The organism is Maribacter sp. C-4077, from assembly GCF_055378385.1.
Genome location: NZ_AP038807.1, coordinates 3,209,406 through 3,233,778, shown reverse-complemented (window position 1 = coordinate 3,233,778; position 24,373 = coordinate 3,209,406). Strand labels below are relative to the sequence as shown.

Below are 24,373 nucleotides of genomic sequence, written 5' to 3'. Positions count from 1 at the left end.
CATTTTATGAAAATTGGAATAATCGGTTTGGGCTATGTTGGCCTTCCCTTGGCGGCGCTTTTTGCAAAAAAATACAGTGTGGTAGGTTTTGATATCAATCAAAAAAGAGTGGATGAGATCAATGCCGGGAAGGATACCACGTTGGAACTGACAGATATGGATTTGGACAGCGTACTGGTGTCCAAAACAAAAGTATTGGATAGGGGTCTCGTCTGTACGACCCATATCCAGGATCTGGCTGCATGTACTTATTACATAGTAACGGTACCTACCCCCGTGGACGATACCAAAAGACCGGTGTTTACACCCTTGATAAAGGCCAGTGAAACCGTGGGGAAAGTGCTTAAAAAAGGGGATATTGTCATCTATGAATCTACCGTATACCCGGGAGCTACGGAAGAAATCTGTATCCCAGAACTGGAACGCTCCAGTGGGTTGGTCTTCAATTCAGACTTCTTTGTAGGTTACTCACCAGAACGGATAAATCCTGGCGACAAACAACATACCGTGGAAAAAATTCTGAAAGTTACCTCGGGCTCCACGCCAGAAGTGGCCCAAAAGGTGGATCGGTTATATGCTTCGGTTATTGCGGCGGGAACCCACTTGGCCCCCACCATAAAAGTAGCGGAAGCCTCCAAAGTCATTGAAAATACACAACGGGACATCAACATCGCCTTTATGAACGAATTGGCGAAAATCTTCTATTTATTGGGTATCGATACCAATGATGTATTGGAAGCCGCAGGTACCAAATGGAACTTTTTACCCTTTAAGCCCGGCCTTGTTGGAGGTCACTGTATTGGGGTGGACCCTTACTATTTGGCACAGAAGGCCCAGGAAAACGGCTATAACCCCGATCTCATCTTGGCAGGTAGGCGCTTAAATGACGGTATGGGCGATTATATTTCCTCCCAGATTATCAAATTAATGCTCAAACACGACCTACAGGTCAAGGACGCCAATGTCCTGGTTTTGGGAATTACGTTTAAGGAGGACTGTCCGGACATTCGTAATACCAAAGTGGTGGATATGGTAAAACATTTGAACGAGTACCGTGTTAAGACCACGATCTACGACCCTTGGGCGGACCCAAAGGAGGTAGCGCATGAATATGGATTGACCACGGTGCAAGAAGCACCAAAAAAACAATTTGACCTGATCATTTTGGCCGTGGCACATAAGGAATTCATTGAGGGCGACCTTACACCCTTCAAACATGAAAGGACCTTGGTATACGATGTAAAAGGTAAATTGAAAAGCGGTTGGACGGCTAGGCTTTAGGTAACTCTTAGTGCCAAAAAACGAAGTACTAAGTACAAAGTGCGAAGTGCGAAGTGCGGGGTACAAGGTACAAGGTACAAGGTACAAGGTACAAGGTACAAGGTACAAGGTACAAGGTAAAAAGTATATAGTACCAAGTACATAGTATAAAGTACCAAGTAGCAAGCACCAAATTCCAAGTGCAACGTGCAAAGTACGGTTTTTGGGTTATTAACAATCATCAACTCCTGCCCTGAGCGGAGCCGAAGGGAACAACCATTAACGAACCACCTTCAACGAAAAAGGAGCAAAGAGAAACAAACCACCAAAAACAGGAATAACTTTTAAAAACGTGGGGATTTTCATACGGGCTTATCGCTTAAATTTGCATCTTGGTCGAAATAAAACAGTACTTTAACTACTGGATTGTATCTTTCCATCCAATTAGGAATGCCCCAAAGACAGACCTCATGGAACCTATCGCTATGGTAAGAAGATTACTCATAATTGGTATTCTACTTTTTTGTGGAATCATGAACGTAATTGCCCAGGACGCGGACGCGGACGGTGTTCTGGATTATGTGGACCAGGACTCGGACAACGATGGTATCCTGGACACGAACGAATGCATCGTACCCATCCCGGATTTTAGCTTTGAGGAAACGGTACCCTATGGGCTTACGCCCACTTGGGTCAATCATTTAAGCGCTGGTGCGGCAGGCAGTCATAATTTGGAGGCCTCCAACTACCCAACGGCTCCGGAAGGCAATCAATTTCTATACATCAATTCAGATGGTGCCGCTGCCGTCAACGGGATCACCCTCAATAGACCCTTGGCCGTGTATGAACCCACCAATTATCAATTTTATATTGACGTGGGCGATGGTTTGGCCGCCACCGGCTACAGAAATGATGGCAACAGTACCATTCGCTTGGGCTATGGCGACGATGCCGCCGCCTTTACCCCCATTCCCGGAGCTCAAATTACAGTTATCGATACAGATACCCCGAATGGAACGTGGACCACTTTTCAAGTAAACTTTACCTTGGCTCCGGGCGACCCGGCCATTGGGCAAGGCGTCCTCGTCCAGATAGAACATGAACGTGTAGATGGTACCACATTGGCAGGAAATTATGACTTCTTGCGCTTGGTAAAGGATACGGATGGGGATGGATTCTCGGACTGTATCGATACGGACTCGGATGGAGATGGGTGCTTTGATGTGGAGGAAGCCGGACATTTGGACGCAGGCGGTGGAACCGTGGGCGTGATAACCGATTTAAATGGCATGGTATTGGGTGCTCCTACGGCGTACACAGGGAATACCCAAGAAGTACGGAATAACGCTTTGATACGTTGTGACCCCAATTACTTGGATTTTGATACGGACGGTGTACCCAATGAAATTGACCTGGACGACGACAACGATGGCATACGGGATAGCTATGAATGTGAAATCCCCTTGGCAAACCCGGGGTTTGAGGAATTCAATGTGCCGGAGAACTTTTTGGAAGGCTGGCGATTTACCCGCAATGATGCCGTATTCAACCCAGATACGAATGGCGGCCAAGAGAACCCCGTAAATATTGGGGATGGCACCAACTATCCCGTAGCAAATGAAGGCACTACCTTTGCCTATATCAATGGAAATGGCAGCATCACCCTAAATACCGTGTTTGCTACCTATGAGGAGGGCGGGTACACCCTACAGGTTGCCTTGGGCGACGGTATCCAATTAGACAATCGCTTCAGGAATGACGGTCAAACAACGATTACGCTAGGCTATCATGACGGCGATTACCTTAATTTTCAACCCCTCGCAAATACGATTATAGAACCTTGGGAAACACCCAACGGTACATGGACGGATTTCTCGGTCACGGCGAACATTCCTCCTGGAAGCCCCGCCCTGGGGCAGGCCATTTCCGTCCAAATAACCCATGCGGGTAACAATCCATTATTGCAATGGCAAGGCAATTATGACAACCTGAGGTTGTTTCGGGATACGGATGCGGATGGTATTTCGGACTGCCGGGATTTGGATGCTGACAATGATGGCTGTTTTGACGTGGTGGAAGCCGGCCATACGGATGCCGGCGGCGGTACCTTGGGTACGGCCGTGGATGCAGACGGGTTGGTGACCGGTGCCCCCACCGGCTATACCGGACCACGGTGGCAACAACGGAACGCCCTCGAAAATACGGCATGTAATCCTGTAGATACGGACGGGGATGGTGTTCCAGATGGGGATTATTTTAGATACGATGCCGGCAATAATTTCTTTTCCAATATTGACGAGGATAATGACAACGATGGGCTATCGGATAATCAAGAGGATTGTGATTTATTGGATGGTTTCATACGACAATACTTTGAATTTGAAATACCACTTAATAATTTTATCCTTGGTGGTAATAATTCTCCTTACAGCGCCATGGATTTCTGGCAATATACCAGCGGAACGGGTATGTTATTTTCCAATTTGGTGAATGCAGAAACTTACACATATGAAGATCCACCAGGTTCTGGAAATTTTGTTAACGACTTGCCCAATTATAGAACGGACGGTACGTTGTTACCGGACCTTCCCGATCCAGATTACAGAAACGACGCCTATTTAAGTCTTAACGACAATGTAGTTGTAACCCAAACAGGTTCCGGTCTCGTACTGGAAGAGGGGGTCTTTATGCTTACCATCGCCGTGGGCGACGGCCTTGACATGACAAATCGCTACAGAAATGACGGTACCAGTATTATAGAGGTAGGGTATGATACAAATCCTTCGGATTTTGCGGTAACCTATACCCCTTTGCCATTTTCCATAACGGTAAATCCAGAGGATACCCCCAACGGTACATGGCGGGATTTTTCCTTTAATTTCGAGGTACCTGCGGGTTCCCCTGCCATAGGCAATACCCTAAGTGTACGTATAGAGCATATTGCCAATAATGCCTTGAACCAACAGGCTGGTAATTACGACCATATTCGTATCCAACGAAATACGGATGGAATATTGACAGGAGACCTAATTCCAGATTGTTTGGATCAAGATTCTGACAATGATGGTTGCCCGGATTCCATTGAGGCCGGCTTTGTGGATGGGGACCGGGACGGTATCCTGGGTACGGGTGCACCAACCGTAAATGCCCAGGGCTTGGTGACCAGCGAACCAGGATATACCACCCCAGTAAGTCCGGATGTACGCAATTTTTCCGAACCTGCGGTCATCGATGTCCCTCCTACGGCACCTACCATCGTCTGTGAAGGGGAAGATGCCGTTTTTACGGTTACCGCCTCTAGGGCGGGTAGCAACCCTACGATACTCTATGAATGGGCAGAAAGTACGGATGGGGGTACCACGTGGAGCACCCTAACCGATAGTGCCCCGTACTCCGGGACTACTACAAATACCATGACCCTGGCCGGTACCACATCGGCACAAAACAATAATCAATATAGGATTCGGGTGTTTGGTGACGATCATCTATGCTATGACGAGGCCTTTGCGGACTTGCAGGTATCGGCAGGTCCAGGAACCATTACCCTTGCGGCCAATGCCGCCAACATCTGTGAAGGCGAGGATCCCATTTTTACAGTTTCTGGGGACGCAGGAGATACTGTCACCTATAGTCTTGATGGAGGCACCACTACGGCCAATGTAGTGCTGGATGCCACAGGTACGGGAATAGTACAACAAGTGGGGGCTACCCTGGATGTTACGGTACGGATAATCAGTGTGACCGATGGCATCTCTGGATGTACGTTGACCTTAACACCTTTCCTCGAAGAAACGATAACGGTAAACGAAGTACCGGTTGTAGATAATGCCATCACAACGTGTGCTCCAGATTTACTCACTTACGATGCGGATATCGTTTTGAACGTGGGTACCATCACGGCCGTAAACGAAGGTACGCTTACCGGAACTACGGTAACCGGCGTTACCTCCGGTACGGATTTGGTAATCACCGTAGACAACAATGGTTGCATTCGAAGCCTTACGATACCTGCTCCGGATTGTAGCTGTCCCTTACTTCCAGCGCCAATAAACCCAATTCCGGCGGCAATATGCGAGGCATCGCCCAACCCGTCTATAAGTGTCGGTTTGGATGCTAGCAGCAGTGCAGATACCGTAAATTGGTACGATGCCGCAACTGGGGGAACCTTTTTAGGGACCGGGCTTGGCATCACGCCTTCAGAAACCGCCCCGGGTACATATAGTTATTTTGCTGAAGCGGAAGAAAGTGTTTCAGGCTGTACCAGTGCCACACGAACACAAGTGGATTTCGTCATTCACCCAGCTGTAATTGCGGATATACTGGCGGATATTGTTACCTGCGATGCCTATGTGCTTCCTGCGCTAAGCGCGAACAACGCATACTTTACAGGTTCCAACGGGACGGGGACACCACTGAACCAAGGGGACAGCCTTACTACCAGCCAAACGGTCTATATTTATACGGAATCCGGAACGGCGCCAAACTGCTTTGATGAAAGCAGTTTTAACGTAACCATAGAACAAACGCCCAATTTGGTCGTGGTTTCCACTACATGTGCCCCAAACCTACAGACCTATTCCGTTACGGTAGACCCTGTAATAGGAACCCTGACCGCTTCCCAAGGGGTGGTCGTTGGCAATAATCAAGTCATTGATATTCCTGCGGGAACGGATGTCATCTTAACTGCAACCAACGGCGGATGTACCGTAAATGCAACGATTACCGCACCGGATTGCTCGTGTCCATTGGTTTCCATGCCCATTAGTGGCGGGGATATACTATCGTGTGAAGGCACATTGACCCATATGCTGAATACACAGGTACCCCTCGGCGGAGATGAAATACATTGGTACGATCAACTTGTTGGCGGTACGCTTTTAAATGTTGGGGAATCCTTTGTTTCTACGGAAACGGTACCGGGCAGCTATATATATTATGCGGAGACCGTAAATTCGGTAACCGGCTGTTCCAGCGACCGTATTGCCATTGAACTCCAAATCCTTCCACTTCCAGAAGTCCCTGTGGTAGCGGATATTGAAGCCTGTGAAGTATATGTATTGCCCGCCTTGCAGGCTGGTCAGTCCTATCATACCTCCCCCAATGGCTTGGGCAGTGTATTGACGGGAGGCACACAGATAACAACAAGCCAATTTTTATATGTACGAGCCACATCCCCTGTAAACCCTAACTGTGCCACGGAAAACAGTTTTCAAGTGACCCTTCTTCAGGAACCCATATTGGATCTACCGGAAACCGTTGCTATCTGTGAAGGAAACGACTCGGTGATTTTGGGGGTAGATCTGGGACCTGGATTCCAATACGACTGGACCCCCAATAACGACACCAACGGGGATGGCATTGAGGAGGCCTTGTTCACGGTGACGGAACCGGGTACCTATAGCCTAGAAATCTATCAATTGGGGAACAATGCCGCCTGTGGTGGTCTAACGACCTATACCACCCAGGTAACGACGGTACCCCAGGCCACAAATGTAGCCGTGGAAATTACGGCCCTTGGATACAATTTTGGCCAAGGGAACAGGGTACGCCTGTTACCTGGAACCGACCCTCTAACCTTTGACCAATTTGAGTATAGCCTTTCCGGGCCTGACGGACCTTACCAATCGAGCAACATATTCGAAAACGTGCCAGGCGGACTATATACGGGCTACGTACGGTCCCTATTGGGTTGTGGCCAAACGATAGCGAGTAGTCCTTTTTTAGTAATAAATTACCCAACTTTTTTTACGCCCAATGGGGACGGATCTAATGATACATGGAGGCCGTATGGCTTGGACAATTTAAACCTCACCACCTCCCTGGAAATCCTTATCTATGACCGGTACGGTCAACTGATGACCTCATTGGATGGTCTGGACGAATCCTGGGACGGGACCGTGAACGGAAGACCCGCAGTTGAGACCGATTATTGGTTCACCATAAGCTATTTCGATGAATTGGCGGGAATTCCAGTAAACTTTAAAGGTCATTTTAGCTTAAAACGCTAACTTTTGGCTTTTAGCCCTTCGCATTTGGAAGTTGGAATTTGGCTTTTGGCTCTTAGCTTTTAGCCCTTCTCTGTTCCACTTTGGAATTTGGCTTTTAGCTCTTGGCTTTTGGCTCTTCGCTTTTAGCCCTTCTCTGTGCCCCTTTGGAATTTGAGACTGGAGACTTGAAAATTAAAACTTTTGAATGTCGAGTTCAGTATGCAGGGTAAAGAGTTAAAACCCGATTACGAAGAGAGAGTATTGAGTAATGAATAAATAGGATAAACTTGATACATCCAGCTTTTGGCTGCTAGCATTTAGCTATTTGCTTTTGGAATTTGGTGTTTGATACTTGGTACTTTATCCTTGTACTTTGTACTATATACTTTTTACCTTGTACTCCACACTTTGAACTCCGCACTCTGCACTCTGCACTTGGAATTTGGAATTTGAGACTGAAGACTGTAGACCGGAGACTGAATACTTGAAACCTAATACCCCCAGCTTTTATATTTTCTCTGTTCGCCTTTAGAATTTGATACTTTGTACTTTTTACCTTGTACCTTGTACCTTGTACTCCGCACTTTGCACTTTGTACTTTGAACTTTTAATTCCGCACTTTGCACTTTGCACTTGGAATTTGAAACTTGAAACTTTTAACTATTAACCCCTAATACCTAGCTCCTAGCTCCTAATCCCTAAGTACCCACTTGAAAACTGTTTATTGCTTATTGCTTATTGTTTATTGTAAACCACGGCTATCGCACTTTTTACAAAGTCCTTCACAGGTTTGGGAAAGAACCACGCCAAGGTGTTGACCAAATTATTTCTGGATTTATAAAAGGTCTTATCAAACCCCATGTTTGGAGCCATGGCTTTTGGATGGTTTAGGGGAAAGTCCAAATCTTCCCCGGCACTATAGGAAACCAGGGGGCTTTTGGTGGTATGGGTGGCACCCTCCCCTATGCCTATATTGCTTATCAAGTTTTTTGCGGGAAAAATTCCCAGCTGGTTCTGTGCGGCTATGGTAAAGCACCATTGATAGTCCCAAGCGCTTACCGTATTCTTGTGTACGGCCTCCACCCGACGTTCCCAGTAGGTTCTGTCCTTTCCATTATACCCTGCGTTCAATAGGACATTCTCCTTCCAGGGATCCTGCAACCAGCCCATTTCATAATCCATGTGCTTCCAAGCCCGGCGCCATGTGGCCCATCCCCAGCATACCGTATATTTGGAAAAGCAATAGGAATAAGGCCCCATATCATAGGGGATATTGTTAAACCCGGAAATGAGTCCAACCCTGTCATCATTTGCATATCGTTGAAGCAAGGTTTCACAAAAATGAAAAAAACTGGGCAGTGCCACACAATCATCCTCAAGGATAATACCGGACTCCTCTTCCCTAAAGAACCAATTGATGGCGGCCAGGACCCCGGGACCACAACCTAAATTGGATACCTGAAAATTCGTTTTTACCTCACATTCCCAGTCAACGGCCGCTAGAACGGCCTCCCTTGTAGCCATTACCATGTGATCTTCATTGGCCACACCCGTCCGTGGTCCGTCCGCGGCAATATATAGTTTTTTGGGTCGTACCTTTGCAATGGCTTTTAAGGTTTCCAAGGCCTCCTGTTCCCGTTTAAAGATGATAAATAATACCGGGGTTTCTAAAGTTTGTCTGTTCATGAAAGATAGTTGCTTGGCACTAAATGCGTATTGTGTGTGGCATTTTTGGCACTTTGTGCCATAAAATAGTAAATATGTTGTAGGGGCCAGGCACCTATGACCTGGTCGCGCCTGATAAACAATTTTTCTTTTGTAAGTCCTTGGGTAGGTAGATGACAACCCCGTACGGCCGTAGAACAGGAATCATAACCGGTTTCGAACACCAAATCAAAGGCTGCTTTGTTAAAATCATTGAATGTACCGTATGGATAGGCAAAATGATGGACAGGACCGCAATAGCCCTCAAGAATTTCCTTGGATTGTATTAGATCATCTCGGAATTGCTCTATATCGAGTTCCGTAACGCGATCATGGTCCTTAGTATGGCTACCTATCTCATGGCCCATTTCCAAAAGCGCTTCCACGCCCTTCCAATCCAAAAAGGAAGTTGCGGGCATGGCCAATCGCCGGGTACAAAAATCTGCAACCGCATCATGGTCCGAAAGCCCTATACTATTAGGGTTCACAAAAAAGCAGGCGCTTGCCCCGTATTGTGCCAAAATTTCTCCGGCAATGCGATTATTTTCCAGACCATCATCAGAACTCCAACTTATGTAGGGTCTGTCCACAGTACCGCTTATCAGGCGTTGTACCGCCTCTGAATGTGGAATGAAACTGTGATCCTTCGCCAACTGGGAAACAATGTATTCAAAGTTTTTGGCCTCATCGGGGAATACGTGATGAAAATATAGAAACTGAATCCTTGGTACTTTTGAAAGTTCTTTGTAGTCTTCCCTGCCCAGATAGGAAAGCACATCCAAAACATGCCCTCGCAATTTATTTCTCAAATAATTCCCCTGAAATTTCCTCACCTCTTGATACGAAGAACTAAATGGCATATTTAAATATAGATTTCTTGGATGAATAGTAATGTATTGAAGCAATTATTAATAGTGTATTGTGCGGCCAACGGTTTAAAGCATCAAAAAATCATTTCTCGATTATTAAAAAAGTCCCTATAACTTTCAATCAAAAATACGATAATCATTCGTTTTAAGGTAAACCACGTCTAGTACAAATAATACCAAAATAACATAAGGTACTGTAAAACCACCTGTAACCCACTGTACATTTTGAACGTATCTCCTTGACAAAAGGCTCAGTTCGTGTAAAATTTTAATGAATAAACGTAATTGGTCATATTTGATTTTTATTGTCCGGTCGAGCGTAGTCGAGACCTAACTTTAAACACTTTAGGTTTAACGACCTCTTTACTGCCCTTCGACTTTGCTCAGGAAAGGCTGCTTGAGGGGACAGCATTTAATAACTAATTGTGGATATTCATAAAATTTTAAAATGCACAACGGCTCTAACAGTATTATGGTATTATGACTACCAACGTATTTTCTGCCCATTTATTGAAATGAGCTATGAAATATGATTTATTTAGGTCGACGCCATTCCCCCAAAAAATTCACTATTTTAAACTATTGTGCAATTTGAACCTGGCATCTTAACTAAAAGGGTCAGTTCGAGCCATTGGAAAAAAATTTCGTTGAAATGTGAATGACATTCTTTTGAACGGAGTGTGTAGGTTTCAATGCTGGTACTATGCTTATAAATTAGAGTTGGAGTTGTCCGTTGAAAATCAGCAATAATGAACGAAGGGTTGGAAGTGCGGTGCGCTGGCACAACGCATGTAAACCCGATAGTGAATGGTGTGCAGCAATTGCCTATTTTCAACTTGATTTTTTTGCTTCGTTTTTTAGTTCTGCTGAGCGAAGTCGAAGCATCAAGAAAAAAATGAAGGGAAAGCCAAGAGTACAGATGCAATCTAATATCCGGCAATTTTTATGTTAAGAATTATGTCATTGGTAGTGATTTCCTATCGAGCCATTGCGAGATATGAAATTGTATCGAGCACCTTTTTATGGCCCATAGGAGCCCGCCCTGAGCGAAGGCGATGGGTTATCGATACACTTAATTTTCGATGGGAAAATCAAAAATAAGCACTCGAACCAAAACTACGTGTAAAATTTTAAAATGCACAACGGCTCTAACAGTAGTGTGATAGTATGACTACCCACATATTTTATGCTTATTTATTAAAATGGCTATGAAATATGATTTACTTAGGTCGACGCCATACCCCCAAAAATTGACTATTTTAAGATGAAAAAGGAAAAAAACGTGCATTTCATCGAATAATTTAAAATATGGTCATCCAAAAATAAGTTATGGCTCGTATAAAAAGGCAATGAAATGGTAGTTCATCGAAAAAATAGAATATTTCAACGATGAATTATAAAATTTAAATAGTTTTAGACCCCATAATCTTTTTGCTAATTTTTTTAACCCAATCGAGTAGATGAAACTTAACCTAAACGCTTGCCCAAACATGCTACTTTTGCTCATTACGTCCCTAATGGTATTTTCATGTAGCAAGGATTCCGATCTTCTTTCAGAATATGTAATCGTGGAAGAACAATCTTCAATTGCCTTAAAAGATCGTATTCTGGACGATTCGTACTATATACAGTCCCAAAATAGCATCGTAATGAACGTCCTCCAAAACGATGCCTTCAACCAAGGGGAACAAGCCACCGTTGTGGACGTACAACCCTCTGACCTGGGAACAGTGGTCATCAATGAGGACAACAGCTTAACGTATACGCCCATGGTACCTGTCGTAGAAACGCCCCAGGCACCGGAAGAGGAATTTGTGGATACCTTTGACTATACCGTAGAAGTACAGGATGCATCCGGTACCACCACCCAAGAACAGGGCACGGTAACGGTCAGTAATTTGGACAATAGAACACCCACCTCTGGGGACAACGTCTTTTTTGTAACCACCTCAGGTAATAGCGGTAACAATGGTAAGTCTGAAAGTAGCGCTTGGGATATTGGCCATGCGTTCAAGTCAGCTAGACCAGGAGACATTGTTTATATCAAAGCTGGTAATTATGGAGGCGGAAATTACGTTTTCAACCAAAGTGGAAATGCTTCACAGCCCATTAAATTTATAGGATACAAAAACCAGCCCGGAGATATCAACGCCTATGAGCAAAATCTGCTTTCCAATGAGACAAGGGACCGTAGGGGCACGACGCGTTTTGCAAACAATGTGGAATTTGACTACACACAGTCCTTGAACATGAACGAGATGCCTCATTTTACAAAGAACTTCGTCAAAAATGACTTCTTCTTTACGGTTTCTGGGGACTATATTGAATTCCATAATATTATCATCAGAGGAGGCGACTTTGGCATGTTGTTCGACCGAAATTCCAGTCATTGCAAGTTGATAAATTCTGTTATCATGGAACAGGGACGAATGGATATCGCTAGTTCGGATTCCTCGCATCCGGACAGATATCAAGGTACCGGGATTTCAAATAGAAGGTCTGAGCGACTAGAGGTTCGTTTTTGTACCTTTCTAAATTGCGAACAACAGGCTCTTGAGATTAGGGGTGCCAACAGTGGAACGTATTCGGACAATGTGGTCTATTCGTATAATGATCGCAATGGAACGGACTATTTTTATTTGGTAACAGGGGATGCCGGTGCATCAAGCCACGATTTGGTCATTGAATACAATCGTTGCCATAGACTTACCTCAGTACCCCACGGAGGTCATGGTTTTATAACCAAAAATGGAGCTTATAATAACACCTTCAGAAATTTTAGGGTCATCAACACCAATATTGAGACGAGTTTTGCCAATGCCACAGGTAATGTCTTTGAAAAAGGATATGTTCAAGGTAGTGCTAGTCAAGGTGACGACTTAACCTATATTTTAACATCCAATGGCAGTACGGGAAACACCTTTAAGGACATTGTGGTAGACGATGTGTGGGGCGGACTTCTATTTTTAGATCATGGAGAAGATGGATCTTCATCCTTTGCCGGGATAGCGAACGACTACATTAACATTATAGTAAAGAATGCAAAATACGGGGTCATCTTTTCGGAAAGCGGGGCTAACAGGGGGCCTACAAACAATAATAAATTTCTGAATTGTACCTTTTTCAATACCGAATTTGGCATTCGAGCGCACCGGAACAATAGCGGCAACAGTTTTATCAATTGTCACTTCTCCGCCTCATCGTCCTTATACACCAACCATGCGGGCTATAGCTTAAATGGAAATACCAGATTTGAGAACTGCCACTTTTCCGGTAATTTGAATCGAAACAGTGCCAATTCCTTTGTCACCAATAACAATATTGATGGGAATCCCCAGTTTCAGGACCCACAAGCCATTTCTAGGGGGAACGATTGGGTCGAGGGTTTGCGCCTACTGCCCTCAAGTCCCTTACAAAATGCAGGTCAGAACATCTCTGTAATGAATCCCTTGGGGGCCTTTGATTTCTTGGGAAATCAACGAAACTCCTATAATATCGGTGCTTTTTGACCTTTTAACCAATTAATGGAATAAAGGGCCCCTTTTCTAGGGGCTTTTTTTATTTTTGACAAAATTTTTACAATTTCCCGCCGTTATACTCGGTAAATCATCAATAGTAACCGAAAACCTAATTACATCTCTTTTATGAAAAAAGTAGCCTTGATTACCGGAGTCACCGGACAAGACGGAGCATACCTTAGTGAATTTTTATTAAAAAAAGGATATGAGGTACACGGCCTCAAACGCCGTTCCTCCCTTTTCAATACGGATCGTATTGACCACCTGTACCAGGATCCCCATGTTGAAAACCGTAATTTTTTCCTGCATTACGGGGACATGACGGACAGTACCAACCTCATTCGATTGATCCAGGAAATACAACCGGACGAAATATATAACCTAGCCGCTATGAGCCACGTGGCCGTATCCTTTGAAACCCCGGAGTATACCGGAAATGCCGATGGATTGGGCACCTTACGGATCTTGGATGCCGTTCGTCTATTGGGGCTTACCGAAAAAACCCGCATTTATCAGGCCTCGACCTCGGAGCTCTATGGTAAGGTACAGGAGGTGCCGCAAAGCGAGACCACGCCCTTTTATCCGCGTAGTCCCTACGCCGTCGCCAAAATGTATGCCTTTTGGATTACCGTAAACTATCGGGAAGCCTATGGCATGTATGCCTGCAACGGGATTCTGTTCAACCATGAATCCCCCATACGTGGAGAAACCTTTGTGACACGAAAAATCACGAGGGCCACGGCTAGGATTGCCTTGGGACTACAGGATAAATTTTATCTGGGCAATTTGGATGCCCAAAGGGACTGGGGGCATGCCAAGGACTATGTGCGCATGATGTGGATGATCTTACAGGCAGACAAAGCGGAAGATTGGGTCATTGCCACCGGCAAGACGACGCCCGTTCGTGATTTTGTACGCATGAGCTTTGCGGAAGTGGGCATTGAATTGGAATTTACAGGGGAAGGCGTCGATGAAAAAGCGACGGTAAAGGCCTGTAATAATCCAGCCTATCAACTCCCCTTAGGCAAGGAAGTATTGGCGGTAGACCCCAAATACTTCAGGCCTACGGAGGTGGACCTTTTGATTGGCGACCCTACCAAGGCCAACACAAAATTGGGGTGGACGCCACAGTATGAACTACAGGATTTAGTAAAGGATATGATGCAAAGTGACCTAAAACTCATGCAAAAGGACCAATTCCTTAAAGAGGGCGGCTACCGTATCCTGAATTATTTTGAGTAAGTACGAAGTGGGAAGTACGAAGTACGATGTAAGAATTGCACAGCGCTGAGCGCAGTGCGGTCGCCGTTTGACTTTAGGCTTTAAAAGTATAAGGTACAACGTTTGATTTTGTTACAACAAATATCGAGTATCGAAAAACGAACAACGAACAACCAGCAACGAACATGAACAAAGATTCCAAAATATATGTCGCGGGCCACAGGGGCCTTGTAGGAAGCGCAATTATAAAGAACCTCCAGTCCAAGGGCTATAAAAGCATTGTAACCCGCACCCATGCGGAATTGGACCTTACGGACGCCTTGGCGGTCAAACACTTTTTTGCCGCGGAACGCCCGGAGTTCGTCATTTTGGCCGCGGCCAAGGTAGGCGGTATTGTAGCCAATAATACCTACCGGGCCGATTTCATTTATGAAAACCTGATGATACAGAACAACGTAATCCATCAAAGTTATAAACATGGCGTACAAAAGTTGTTGTTTTTGGGAAGCACTTGCATTTACCCGAAAAACTGTCCCCAGCCCATGCGGGAGGACTATTTGTTGACCAGCCCCTTGGAATATACCAATGAGCCCTATGCTATTGCCAAGATTGCAGGCATTAAGATGTGTGAAAGTTACAATCTACAGTACGGTACCAACTTTATTTCCGTGATGCCTACCAACCTGTACGGTCCCAATGACAATTTTGATCTGGAAAAATCGCACGTACTGCCGGCATTGATACGCAAGGTCCACTTGGGGAAGGCCCTGGAGCAGGATGATTGGAAAATAATTGATGCAGACCTAGAAAAACTGCCCATAGAAGGCGTAGGACCCAGACATACCCAAGAGGAAAAACGTGCCATCTTACAGAAGTACGGGGTTACCAGGCACTCGCAAGGGACCGTTACAGTGGAAATCTGGGGTAGCGGCAATCCCATGCGAGAATTTTTATGGTCCGAGGACATGGCCGATGCCTGTGTTTTTATCATGGAACAGCGAAACTTTAAGGACACCTATGCACCCGGTACCACGGAAGTGCGCAATACCCATATCAATATTGGAACCGGAGTGGACATTGCCATTAAGGATTTGGCCCAACTTATAAAACAGGAAATTGGATTTAAAGGAGCCTTTCTCTTTAATACGGAAAAACCGGACGGTACCCTTAAAAAATTAACGGACGTTAAAAAACTACATGGCCTAGGTTGGAAACACTCCGTGAATTTGGAAGATGGGATCGGAAGCCTTTATGGTTGGTACCTAGGCGAAGATTAAGTCATTTTCCAAACGAGCTACGAAGTCGTGTAGCAATTAAAGCCTACTTAAAAATAGTATCTAAAGTCAAAAGCGAACTACCACATTGAGTTTAGGAAATAAATTGTTTCAAGGTACCGTCTGGAGTTCTCTGGAAAAATTATCTGTACAGGTTGTTTCATTTGCTCTGGGTGTTATTCTGGCCAGATTGCTCACGCCGGAGGAGTATGGCACCTTTGGCCTTCTCTTGGTTTTTATATCCATTTCGCAGGTCTTTATAGATAGTGGCTTTAGCCAGGCACTGATCCAACGACAGGAAAGGACGGATAAGGATATATCGACCGTTTTTCTGTTCAATATACTGGTGGCCTTGGCATGCTATGCTATTCTTTACGTTGCAGCCCCCAGTATATCCTATTTTTATGAAGTACCCAAACTGACCCCTTTGTTAAGGGTATTGGCCATTTCACTTTTGTTGAACGCCTTGTTCACCATTCCCTTAACACTGCTAACCATCGCCTTGGACTTTAAATCCATCGCCAAGGTCACGTTGGTTACTACTATTTTAAGTGGAGCCTTGGCCATTTATTGTGCCTATTTGGGTATGGGAGAATGGGCCTTGGTGATACAAACAATTAGCAAGGGCGCCTTTATGACGATCTTTTTATGGTTGGGCACCCAATGGAAACCTATGTTCATATTTTCCAAAAAATCCTTTAACACGCTTTTTTCCTTTGGGTCGAAACTGTTGGTTTCATCCTTATTAAGTAGCCTGTTAAGTAATTTAAATTCGATTTTAATAGGAAAGTATATTGGCACCAAGTCCCTAGGATTCTATACAAGGGGAACCCAATTTGCCGATATCGTCTATAGTATCCTGAACGCTTCCCTTAACAGTGTATTATTACCCAGCCTGTCCGTCATCCAACAGAATACCAAGGAGTTAATAGGTATTACAAGAACCATTTTAAAGACAACCGCCCTTGTGACAGTCCCGCTTTTTCTGGGGCTTGCCCTCCTTTCTGAACCCATCGTACTTATTTTGCTATCCGATAAATGGCGTATGGCCATCCCCATCATGCAAATATTTTGCATTGCCCGGCTTATAACTATTCTGGTTGGGATAAGTTCAAACGTATTATATGCTGTAGGAAGAACAGACCTAACGTTGAAACAGGAATATGTAAAGATTGCCGTAAGGATTATTTTCCTTTTAATAGCCCTACCGCATGGGATCTATTGGATTGCGGTGGCAGAATTGTCCGCCACTAGCATCCACTATTTTATAAATACCTATTATCCCGGAAAGCTATTCAACTATGGGGCAATTGCACAATTAAGGGATATTTCAAAAATTATACTGGCCGGTATCACTATGTTCATCCTGGGATTCATTTGCAAATACCTCATAATAAATACATATGTACAATTGTTAGTGGTGATTCCTGTTTGTGCATTTGTATACTATTATCTCTTGGTATTCCTTAAAGTAAATGAGCTAAACATGTTGAGAAGCAAGATTTTGTCCTTATTAAAAAATAATCCAGAGTCCAATTAAATAATTTTCAAATCAAAGTATCAAATTTCAATAATAAAGAATTGATTCAATGTTATTCGTTGAAAACGAAGATTTTATTTCGACCGGTCAATAAAATTAAATGTTCAATGCCCATACAGATATGTTAATTACCTCATATTCAAATTTTTTCAACCACCACCAAAAGCCTGTGGCGGATGAGATTTTTAAGGAGCTAGGTCTAAATTTCACTTTTGTGAGTACCATGGACATGCCACAAAGCTTTAAGGATGCCGGTTATCCAGATTATTCCAATGTGCCCTATAACCTGCTAAGTTTTGAAAATGAAAGAAACTACTTGAAGGCAAAAGAGTTAATGATGACATCGGATGTGGTCATTTTTGGTGATGCCCCCTATGAATTGGTCCTACCTAGAATAAAGCAAAACAAACCAATTTTGTTTACAGCTGAACGTTTTTTTAAACAGGGTACCTACCAAAACTTCGATATTAGAATACTATGGGAATTATACCACAGTTATACCAAATACAGAAAGGGTAATAATTATATGCTCTGTTCCGGGGCCTTTACGGCTAATGACCTTAATTGGGTCTTTGCTTTTCCAAATAAGAAATTAAAGTGGGGGTATTTTACGTCGGTTGACACCTTGGACGTTTCTAAAATATTAAAACAGAAAAATAATAAAGAATTCAAAATCCTATTTATAGCAAGACATATTAAATGGAAGAAACCATTTCTGGTTCTTGAAACTGCAAGAAAAATGCATAAGTTGGGAATGGAATTTACGTTAGAGATAATTGGTTCCGGAGAACTGAACGCAGCGCTTAAACAGAGAGTTACCGAATATGGCTTGGAAAAACAGGTGCAGTTTTTAGGAAATCTGCCCAACGGCGAGGTGCAGCAAAAATTACGGGAATCACACTGTGTGTTGTTGACCAGCGACCGCAACGAAGGTTGGGGTGCCGTTGCCAACGAAGCCATGGCCAATGGATGTACTATAATTGGCAGCAATCAAATAGGTAGTATGCCCTATTTAATACGCCCAAGAGCAAACGGACTCATCTTTAAATCCGGGAGTGTAAAAGATCTTACAAAAAAGGTGTTGCTGCTTTATCAGAATAGGGAATTATGTAAAAATCTGGCGGTGCAAGCATATAGGGATATATCCACTACATGGTCCCCAGAAAATGCGGCAGGCGAATTAATAAAAGTTTGTAGAAAAATCGAAAAGAATAATTTTAGGATCGAACAAGGGACGAATCCTTGCACCGAGGCATTGGCGACCAAATTTTCTTGGTATAAGAAAAAATGATGGTACTTTTATAGCCTTTTAGAAATAACATCTCCCAATATCCATGAACAAAAAAATCTGTTGTATTTTCAATTATGCCCCTCACTATAGATTTCCAATTTATAAACTTATGGACAAGGAATTGGATTGTGATTTCTATTTTGGGCATACTGTTAACAGTCCCATAAAAAAACTGGATTACAATAGATTGACAAATTATAAAAAGGAGGTTCGTAATCACTGGATATTTAATACCACCTTTATTTGGCAATTTAAAGTTTGGCCCCTCGTTTTTAAGAGATATAAGTACTATATTTTGACTGGTGAACCAAGCATACTTTCCAATTGGTTAATAATGATTTTGGGAAGGCTTTTGGGTAAAAAAGTTCTAGTATGGTCACATGGCATGAAAGGCGATCCAAAAAAAAAAGCGGATTGGTTCGAATTGTACTTTTATAAACTTACGTCCAAAATATTATTATATGGCAATCATTCAAGAAATGTTATGCTAAGGAGAGGCTTTTCAAAAGATAAATTAGTTTGTATTTATAATTCACTGGACCATGATAAACAAATTAAAATAAGAAGCAATCTAACATATACTGATATTTACAAAAATCATTTTAAGAACGATTCCCCTACCCTTTTATTTATTGGAAGAATTCAAGAAAGTAAAAAATTGGATTTATTGATAGAGGCCCTTACGATTTTAAACAATGAGGGTGTGGAATGTAATCTTGTTTTTGTTGGACGTGATTTGGGCGATAATAACGTTAAGGAAATGGTATTGAATAAAAATTTGTCAGATAAGGTACTTTTCTATGGCCCCTGTTACGATGAAGATAAATTAGGGGAACTCATTTATAACGCTACCGTTTGTGTATCACCTGGATCGGTTGGACTGACTGCAATTCATAGCCTTGCCTATGGTACACCTGTTATTAGTCACGATAACTTTTATGAACAAGCTCCAGAGCATGAAGTCATAACAAAAGGAAAAACGGGGGATTTTTATAAATATGGAGACATTGACCATCTTTGTGAAACACTTAAAAAGTGGCTACGGATAGATGGCAAATTGAGAGAAGATATCCGTAAAAATTGCTATGATATCATAGATAGGAAATGGAATCCAAAATTCCAATTAAAAATACTTGACGAAGTCACCAAAAATTGATTTGATGAAAATTTTATGGATTGTTAATGAATTCTTCCCTGCCGTTTCAAAAAAGCTTAATCAGCCCATTTCTTTATATGGAGGATGGACTTTTGGGTTGGCAGAGAAACTAAAGGATTTTAAAAATCTTGACTTGCACGTTGCAACAGTTGCGAAAAATTTTCAACTAAACGACTACCATGTAGAAGGTATTACCTACCATATCTTAGAAAGTAAGGTAAATAAAACGAAATATGATAAATCACTTGAAACTCAATGGTCAAAGCTAACGGATGTATTAAAGCCGGATGTAGTGCATATACACGGAACAGAATTTGCACATGGGCTCGCTTTAATGAGGGTACGACCTAATTTAAACTATTTGGTCTCTATCCAAGGCTTGGTTTCGGTATATGCAAACTATTATTATGCGGGAATTTCAAAGAAAGACATTTTAAGATATGCAACGTTTAGGGATTGGGTACGATGGGATACCTTGATCCACGGAAAAAAGAATTACATTGCAAGGGGGAAAAATGAAAGAGAATATATTCAAAGAACCCAGGCCGTAATGGGCCGTACTGACTGGGACAAGGCCCATACCAAGGCCATTAACCCCAGTGTAAACTATTATTTTGGCAACGAGACCTTGCGTAACGAATTCTACACGGATGAAACTTGGAATGTTGCAAACTTAAAAAAACAAACGATTTTTTTAAGCCAAGCCAGCAGTCCCGTTAAAGGTTTACATCAAGTAATTAAGGCCGTTGCATTGTTAAAAGACAAATTTCCAAATCTCAGTGTTGAAATAGCTGGTGGAAATATATTAGATCGTTCCAGTATGGAAAAGCGTATTAAATTTACAGGTTTCGCCAACTATATCTATAATCTGGCAAAAAAAAATGATGTTTTAAGTAGATTCAAATTTATTGGTTCGCTTACTGCCGATCAGATGCGTAATCAATATTTGTCATCGAGTATTTTTGTGTGTCCGTCTAGTATTGAAAACAGTCCAAACTCAATTGGTGAAGCTCAATTATTGGGTGTTCCTGTTATTAGTTCATATGTAGGTGGGATTCAAAACATGATTGAACATAATCAAACTGGTTTTCTTTATAGATTTGAGGAAGTGGAACTATTGGCATACCTAATAAGTGATTTACTGACCAATCCAAATAAAGCTAGAAATGTAGGGTTAAATGGTGTATCCGTTGCAAAAACACGCCATAATGGAAAAATAAACAGGGAGCAATTAATTTCAGCTTATTCAGTTATGATAGAAAATGATAATATCAATATCAAAAGAAATGGGTAGATGAATTTTTTTTCAACTGGAGATAGACGAATTGTCCTTTTTTTAATGGCCCTATATGCCATAGACCCTTTTTCCTATGGTTTTGTGTTCGGTTATTTATTGTCCATTTTTATTTTTGTAAATCTTAAAAAATTATCTCATTTATTGGACAGGACATTTTTAAGCCTTTTCTTGTTTTCTACTGTATATGCTGTCTTCTACACTTTTAATTTGGATATGGGTGTTCAATTTATTTTTATTTATGCTTTAATTCCGGCCAGTTTATACTTAGCAGGAAAAATGCTTTACATTGAATCTGAGAAGTTAAACATTCAAACACTCTTTTTATTGGGTTTTCTATTTTCAGTTTCCAGTATGGCCAGTGTATTCAAGGAAATAATAGTTCACGGGTTTGTGACCATAAAAAGGGATGTTCCTTCAATTTGGACTGGAGACATTGTGCCCGCAACCAACACAGCTGCCTATTTTGTAATGAACATGTGTATTCCTGGGATATTATTAGTTGGCTATAAACAAGTAAAACCACATTTTTTAAAAATATTTTCCGTACTTCTCTTCCTTCTTTCGTTGACCTGTGTTCTACGTTTAGGGAGCAGAACGCATTTGGCAATAACCATCTTTTCCGTTTTAATTGCCGTTTTCTACCGTTTAAAAAAACAAAATATTGTACAAAATTTTGTTCTTCTAGCAGTGATTTTTGTTGGGGTGAATCTCGGTTTCGCATATTTATCGTTAGATAGTGATTCAGACATTCTATCCGCCTACGCTGATAGAATGGATAGCAAAGAACATGGTGTATCTACCGCAGGTGGTCGCTTGAACAAATGGGAAAAATCAATAATATATATGTTCAAAGAACCGTTAGGCTGGGACCTGGATGAATTTGGTTATTCGCATAACCTTTGGTTTGACGCAACAAGAATTGGCGGTGTTATTTCTTTTGTTTTATTGTTGATATTTACATTTTACACATTGAGGATTCTTTTAAAAGTACTTAGAATAAGACAAAAAATATTCTTATTAGATGGTCAATTATTGATTTATTTTATTTCATTCATTTTGGTTTTCCTTGTAGAACCTATATTGGATGGACTTTTTGTTTTATTTTCTATTTTCTGTGCAGTGGTTGGTTTCACGCAATCCCATTGCCTCAAATTGGATTTGGAAAAGAATGATAAAAATAACAGTTCTTATTCCTTGAATTCAAAAGAGTTAATTTAAAAAATGAATAAAATAGATTCTCATGCCTACCTCATTATGGCACATAATGAACCTGAGGCCTTACGGTTATTACTTACGGTAATAGACGACCCTCGTAACAATGTTTACATTCATATAGACCAAAGGGCTACTTCCTTATATCCAAATGAAATTCTTAAATGGTGTCATCATGCAAAAATTTATTTTATTGAGCGCCAAAAAATTTATTGGGGTGGGCACACAATGGTCAACGTAATGGTTAGCCTATTAAAGTGTGCCGTCAAACACCACAACATCTATTACCACTTACTCTCCGGTGTAGATCTACCCTTACAATCCCAAAATCATTTACATGATTTTTTTAATGCTGATCCCAAATGGGAATACATATCTACCGGTAAGGTTACTACCTGGAAAATTTCCAGTAGGTATAAATATTATTACCCTGAAAAAATAACGGAAATTGTTAGCAGGGATTCGTATAGAGTCCTTCGTGTGTTTTTCGCAGCACTACAGGCTTTATTTTTAATTGACAGGACCAGAAGAAAAAAATTGGAATATCATATGGGGAGTCAATGGTTTAGTATTACGCATAATTTTGCAAACTACGTTCTAGAACAGGAAAAGTTTATCGAGAGAAATTTCAATTACGGTTTTTGTGTAGACGAAGTATTTTTACCTACACTAGTAATGAACTCACCATTTAAAAAAAATGTTTCCCCTTTAATGAATATTAGATATATAGATTGGGACAGGGGTAAGCCGTACACTTGGGAGCTAGAGGACTTTAAGGAATTAACTACAAAAATGAACGTGAAATTCGCTAGAAAATTCTCGTACAAAAATCATCCAGAACTTATGGATAAGATGAAAAGTTATCTTCTTGGCTAACCCTGTTTTCCTATTGGTTTGAAGCAGCAAAATAAATTTCTTTGGTCCATACACTATTTTAGGGCCTTCGCAATCCTAAATATAGTACTTGTACATCTTTGGAGAATACCCCTTGAAACAAATTATGGTATTGGGAATCAAGAGATAGTTCGTGAAGTTCTTTTTAACAACAGTACTATTTATTTTGTTTTCATTTCAGGCTTTATTTTTTATTATTTAAAAGAAAACTTTATAACCAAGATCTATTACAAAAAAAAAACAATTAATGTTATTGCACCCTATATATTCAATGCCATAACAGTTTGGATTATTTTTTACGGACTTAATTATTTTGAAATTTATACATATAAACCCGTTAAGATCAATCTTTTTGAATCAGTACTTACAGGTAGTATCGTCCCTCATTTGTGGTACATTCCCTTTATAAGCCTTATCTATTTAATTAGCCCATTTTTACTAAAAATTCCAGAGAAATGGCTTCTAACCTACTCACCATTTCTGTTCTTTATCCCACTTTTGGGAACACGAACGGGAACAATTTTAACTATTGGCCAGTACTTATATTTTTTTCCCATTTTTACTTTAGGCATGTTCGCTGGTATAAATTATGAAAAGACCATAACACTTTGTAGATCGAATAAGGTAATCTTAATTTGTATATGCCTTCTTACTTCTGCTATTCTCTTTATTTCATACAAAATGTATCCAAATGGTGAAATGACCCAAGTTCAAAATTCAATATTTTATATTCAAAAGCTGGCAGTCATTGGGGTAATCTTACCATTATTTCATTCAATAAAAACGAATAAATCGGAACTATTTAATAAAATCGCTTCAATGAGTTTTGCCATTTATTTTATGCACTATACCTTGGGAAGATTACAACAGCCTATATTATTTAATTTCTTGAAAGAATACATTTCAAAAGAGTTTTGGGGACTATTTTCATTAATATTCCCATTTCTAATAATTGTTCAATGTGTTATAATTTCAAAATTGTTAAAAAGAGTATTTAAGAAGAATTCTAGGTTCCTCATTGGGTATTAAGAACAGAAAGAACAACCGATTACAAAATATTGTAAAACATCTTAATTTATAGAAAAGAAAAAACCGACTCCTCTTAAAACCAATATTTTACAATCAACCGTATACTAAGAAATGACCAATA

Annotated in this window: 14 protein-coding genes; 12 read left to right on the top strand and 2 right to left on the bottom strand. The window is 41.5% G+C overall.

Features of this window, described 5'->3' with window-relative positions:
- The first annotated feature begins 6 nt into the window (after window positions 1–6).
- Together ACZ41C_RS13860 and ACZ41C_RS13855 are read left to right on the top strand one after the other, a co-directional pair.
- The gene (locus ACZ41C_RS13860; protein WP_464562263.1) at window positions 7–1,281 is read left to right on the top strand and encodes a nucleotide sugar dehydrogenase; all 1,275 of its coding nucleotides are present in this window, start codon (window positions 7–9) and stop codon (window positions 1,279–1,281) included.
- Between the two features lie 464 nt (window positions 1,282–1,745).
- Window positions 1,746–7,268, top strand: coding sequence for a T9SS type B sorting domain-containing protein (locus ACZ41C_RS13855; protein WP_464562261.1), 5,523 nt, complete (start codon window positions 1,746–1,748; stop codon window positions 7,266–7,268).
- A 714-nt stretch (window positions 7,269–7,982) separates the two neighbouring features.
- Here the strand turns inward: ACZ41C_RS13855 and ACZ41C_RS13850 are convergent.
- Together ACZ41C_RS13850 and ACZ41C_RS13845 are read right to left on the bottom strand one after the other, a co-directional pair.
- Complete coding sequence (locus ACZ41C_RS13850) at window positions 7,983–8,933, bottom strand: nucleotide-diphospho-sugar transferase (protein WP_464562259.1); 951 nt, start codon at window positions 8,931–8,933, stop codon at window positions 7,983–7,985.
- The gene (locus ACZ41C_RS13845; RefSeq protein ID WP_464562257.1) at window positions 8,930–9,811 is read right to left on the bottom strand and encodes a polysaccharide deacetylase family protein; all 882 of its coding nucleotides are present in this window, start codon (window positions 9,809–9,811) and stop codon (window positions 8,930–8,932) included. The genes ACZ41C_RS13850 and ACZ41C_RS13845 overlap by 4 nt, the downstream gene beginning before the upstream one ends.
- A 1,469-nt stretch (window positions 9,812–11,280) precedes the next feature.
- Here ACZ41C_RS13845 and ACZ41C_RS13840 point away from each other — a divergent pair.
- The 10 genes from ACZ41C_RS13840 to ACZ41C_RS13795 all read left to right on the top strand — a co-directional run bounded on the left by ACZ41C_RS13840 (window position 11,281) and on the right by ACZ41C_RS13795 (window position 24,252).
- Complete coding sequence (locus tag ACZ41C_RS13840; RefSeq protein ID WP_464562255.1) at window positions 11,281–13,329, top strand: Ig-like domain-containing protein; 2,049 nt, start codon at window positions 11,281–11,283, stop codon at window positions 13,327–13,329.
- Between the two features lie 135 nt (window positions 13,330–13,464).
- Window positions 13,465–14,580 (top strand): GDP-mannose 4,6-dehydratase, encoded by a 1,116-nt coding sequence (gmd, locus tag ACZ41C_RS13835; RefSeq protein WP_464562253.1) that lies wholly within the window; start codon window positions 13,465–13,467, stop codon window positions 14,578–14,580.
- A gap of 164 nt (window positions 14,581–14,744) precedes the next feature.
- Window positions 14,745–15,836, top strand: a complete 1,092-nt coding sequence (locus ACZ41C_RS13830; RefSeq protein ID WP_464562251.1) for a GDP-L-fucose synthase family protein — start codon at window positions 14,745–14,747, stop codon at window positions 15,834–15,836.
- Between the two features lie 85 nt (window positions 15,837–15,921).
- Window positions 15,922–17,373, top strand: coding sequence for a lipopolysaccharide biosynthesis protein (locus tag ACZ41C_RS13825; protein WP_464562249.1), 1,452 nt, complete (start codon window positions 15,922–15,924; stop codon window positions 17,371–17,373).
- A 100-nt stretch (window positions 17,374–17,473) separates the two neighbouring features.
- Window positions 17,474–18,664 carry a glycosyltransferase family 4 protein gene (locus tag ACZ41C_RS13820; protein WP_464562247.1) on the top strand — a complete coding sequence of 397 codons (1,191 nt, stop codon included), beginning with the start codon at window positions 17,474–17,476 and terminating at the stop codon, window positions 18,662–18,664.
- Window positions 18,665–18,773: 109 nt separating this feature from the next.
- Window positions 18,774–19,820, top strand: coding sequence for a glycosyltransferase (locus tag ACZ41C_RS13815; RefSeq protein ID WP_464562245.1), 1,047 nt, complete (start codon window positions 18,774–18,776; stop codon window positions 19,818–19,820).
- A gap of 4 nt (window positions 19,821–19,824) precedes the next feature.
- On the top strand, window positions 19,825–21,114 hold the full coding sequence (locus ACZ41C_RS13810; protein WP_464562243.1) for a glycosyltransferase family 4 protein: 1,290 nt from the start codon (window positions 19,825–19,827) through the stop codon (window positions 21,112–21,114).
- Window positions 21,115–22,335: an O-antigen ligase family protein gene (locus ACZ41C_RS13805; RefSeq protein WP_464562241.1), complete on the top strand. Its 1,221-nt coding sequence runs from the start codon at window positions 21,115–21,117 to the stop codon at window positions 22,333–22,335.
- A 3-nt stretch (window positions 22,336–22,338) separates the two neighbouring features.
- Window positions 22,339–23,205, top strand: a complete 867-nt coding sequence (locus ACZ41C_RS13800; protein ID WP_464562239.1) for a beta-1,6-N-acetylglucosaminyltransferase — start codon at window positions 22,339–22,341, stop codon at window positions 23,203–23,205.
- A gap of 18 nt (window positions 23,206–23,223) precedes the next feature.
- The gene (locus ACZ41C_RS13795; protein ID WP_464562237.1) at window positions 23,224–24,252 is read left to right on the top strand and encodes an acyltransferase family protein; all 1,029 of its coding nucleotides are present in this window, start codon (window positions 23,224–23,226) and stop codon (window positions 24,250–24,252) included.
- Window positions 24,253–24,373 lie beyond the last annotated feature (121 nt).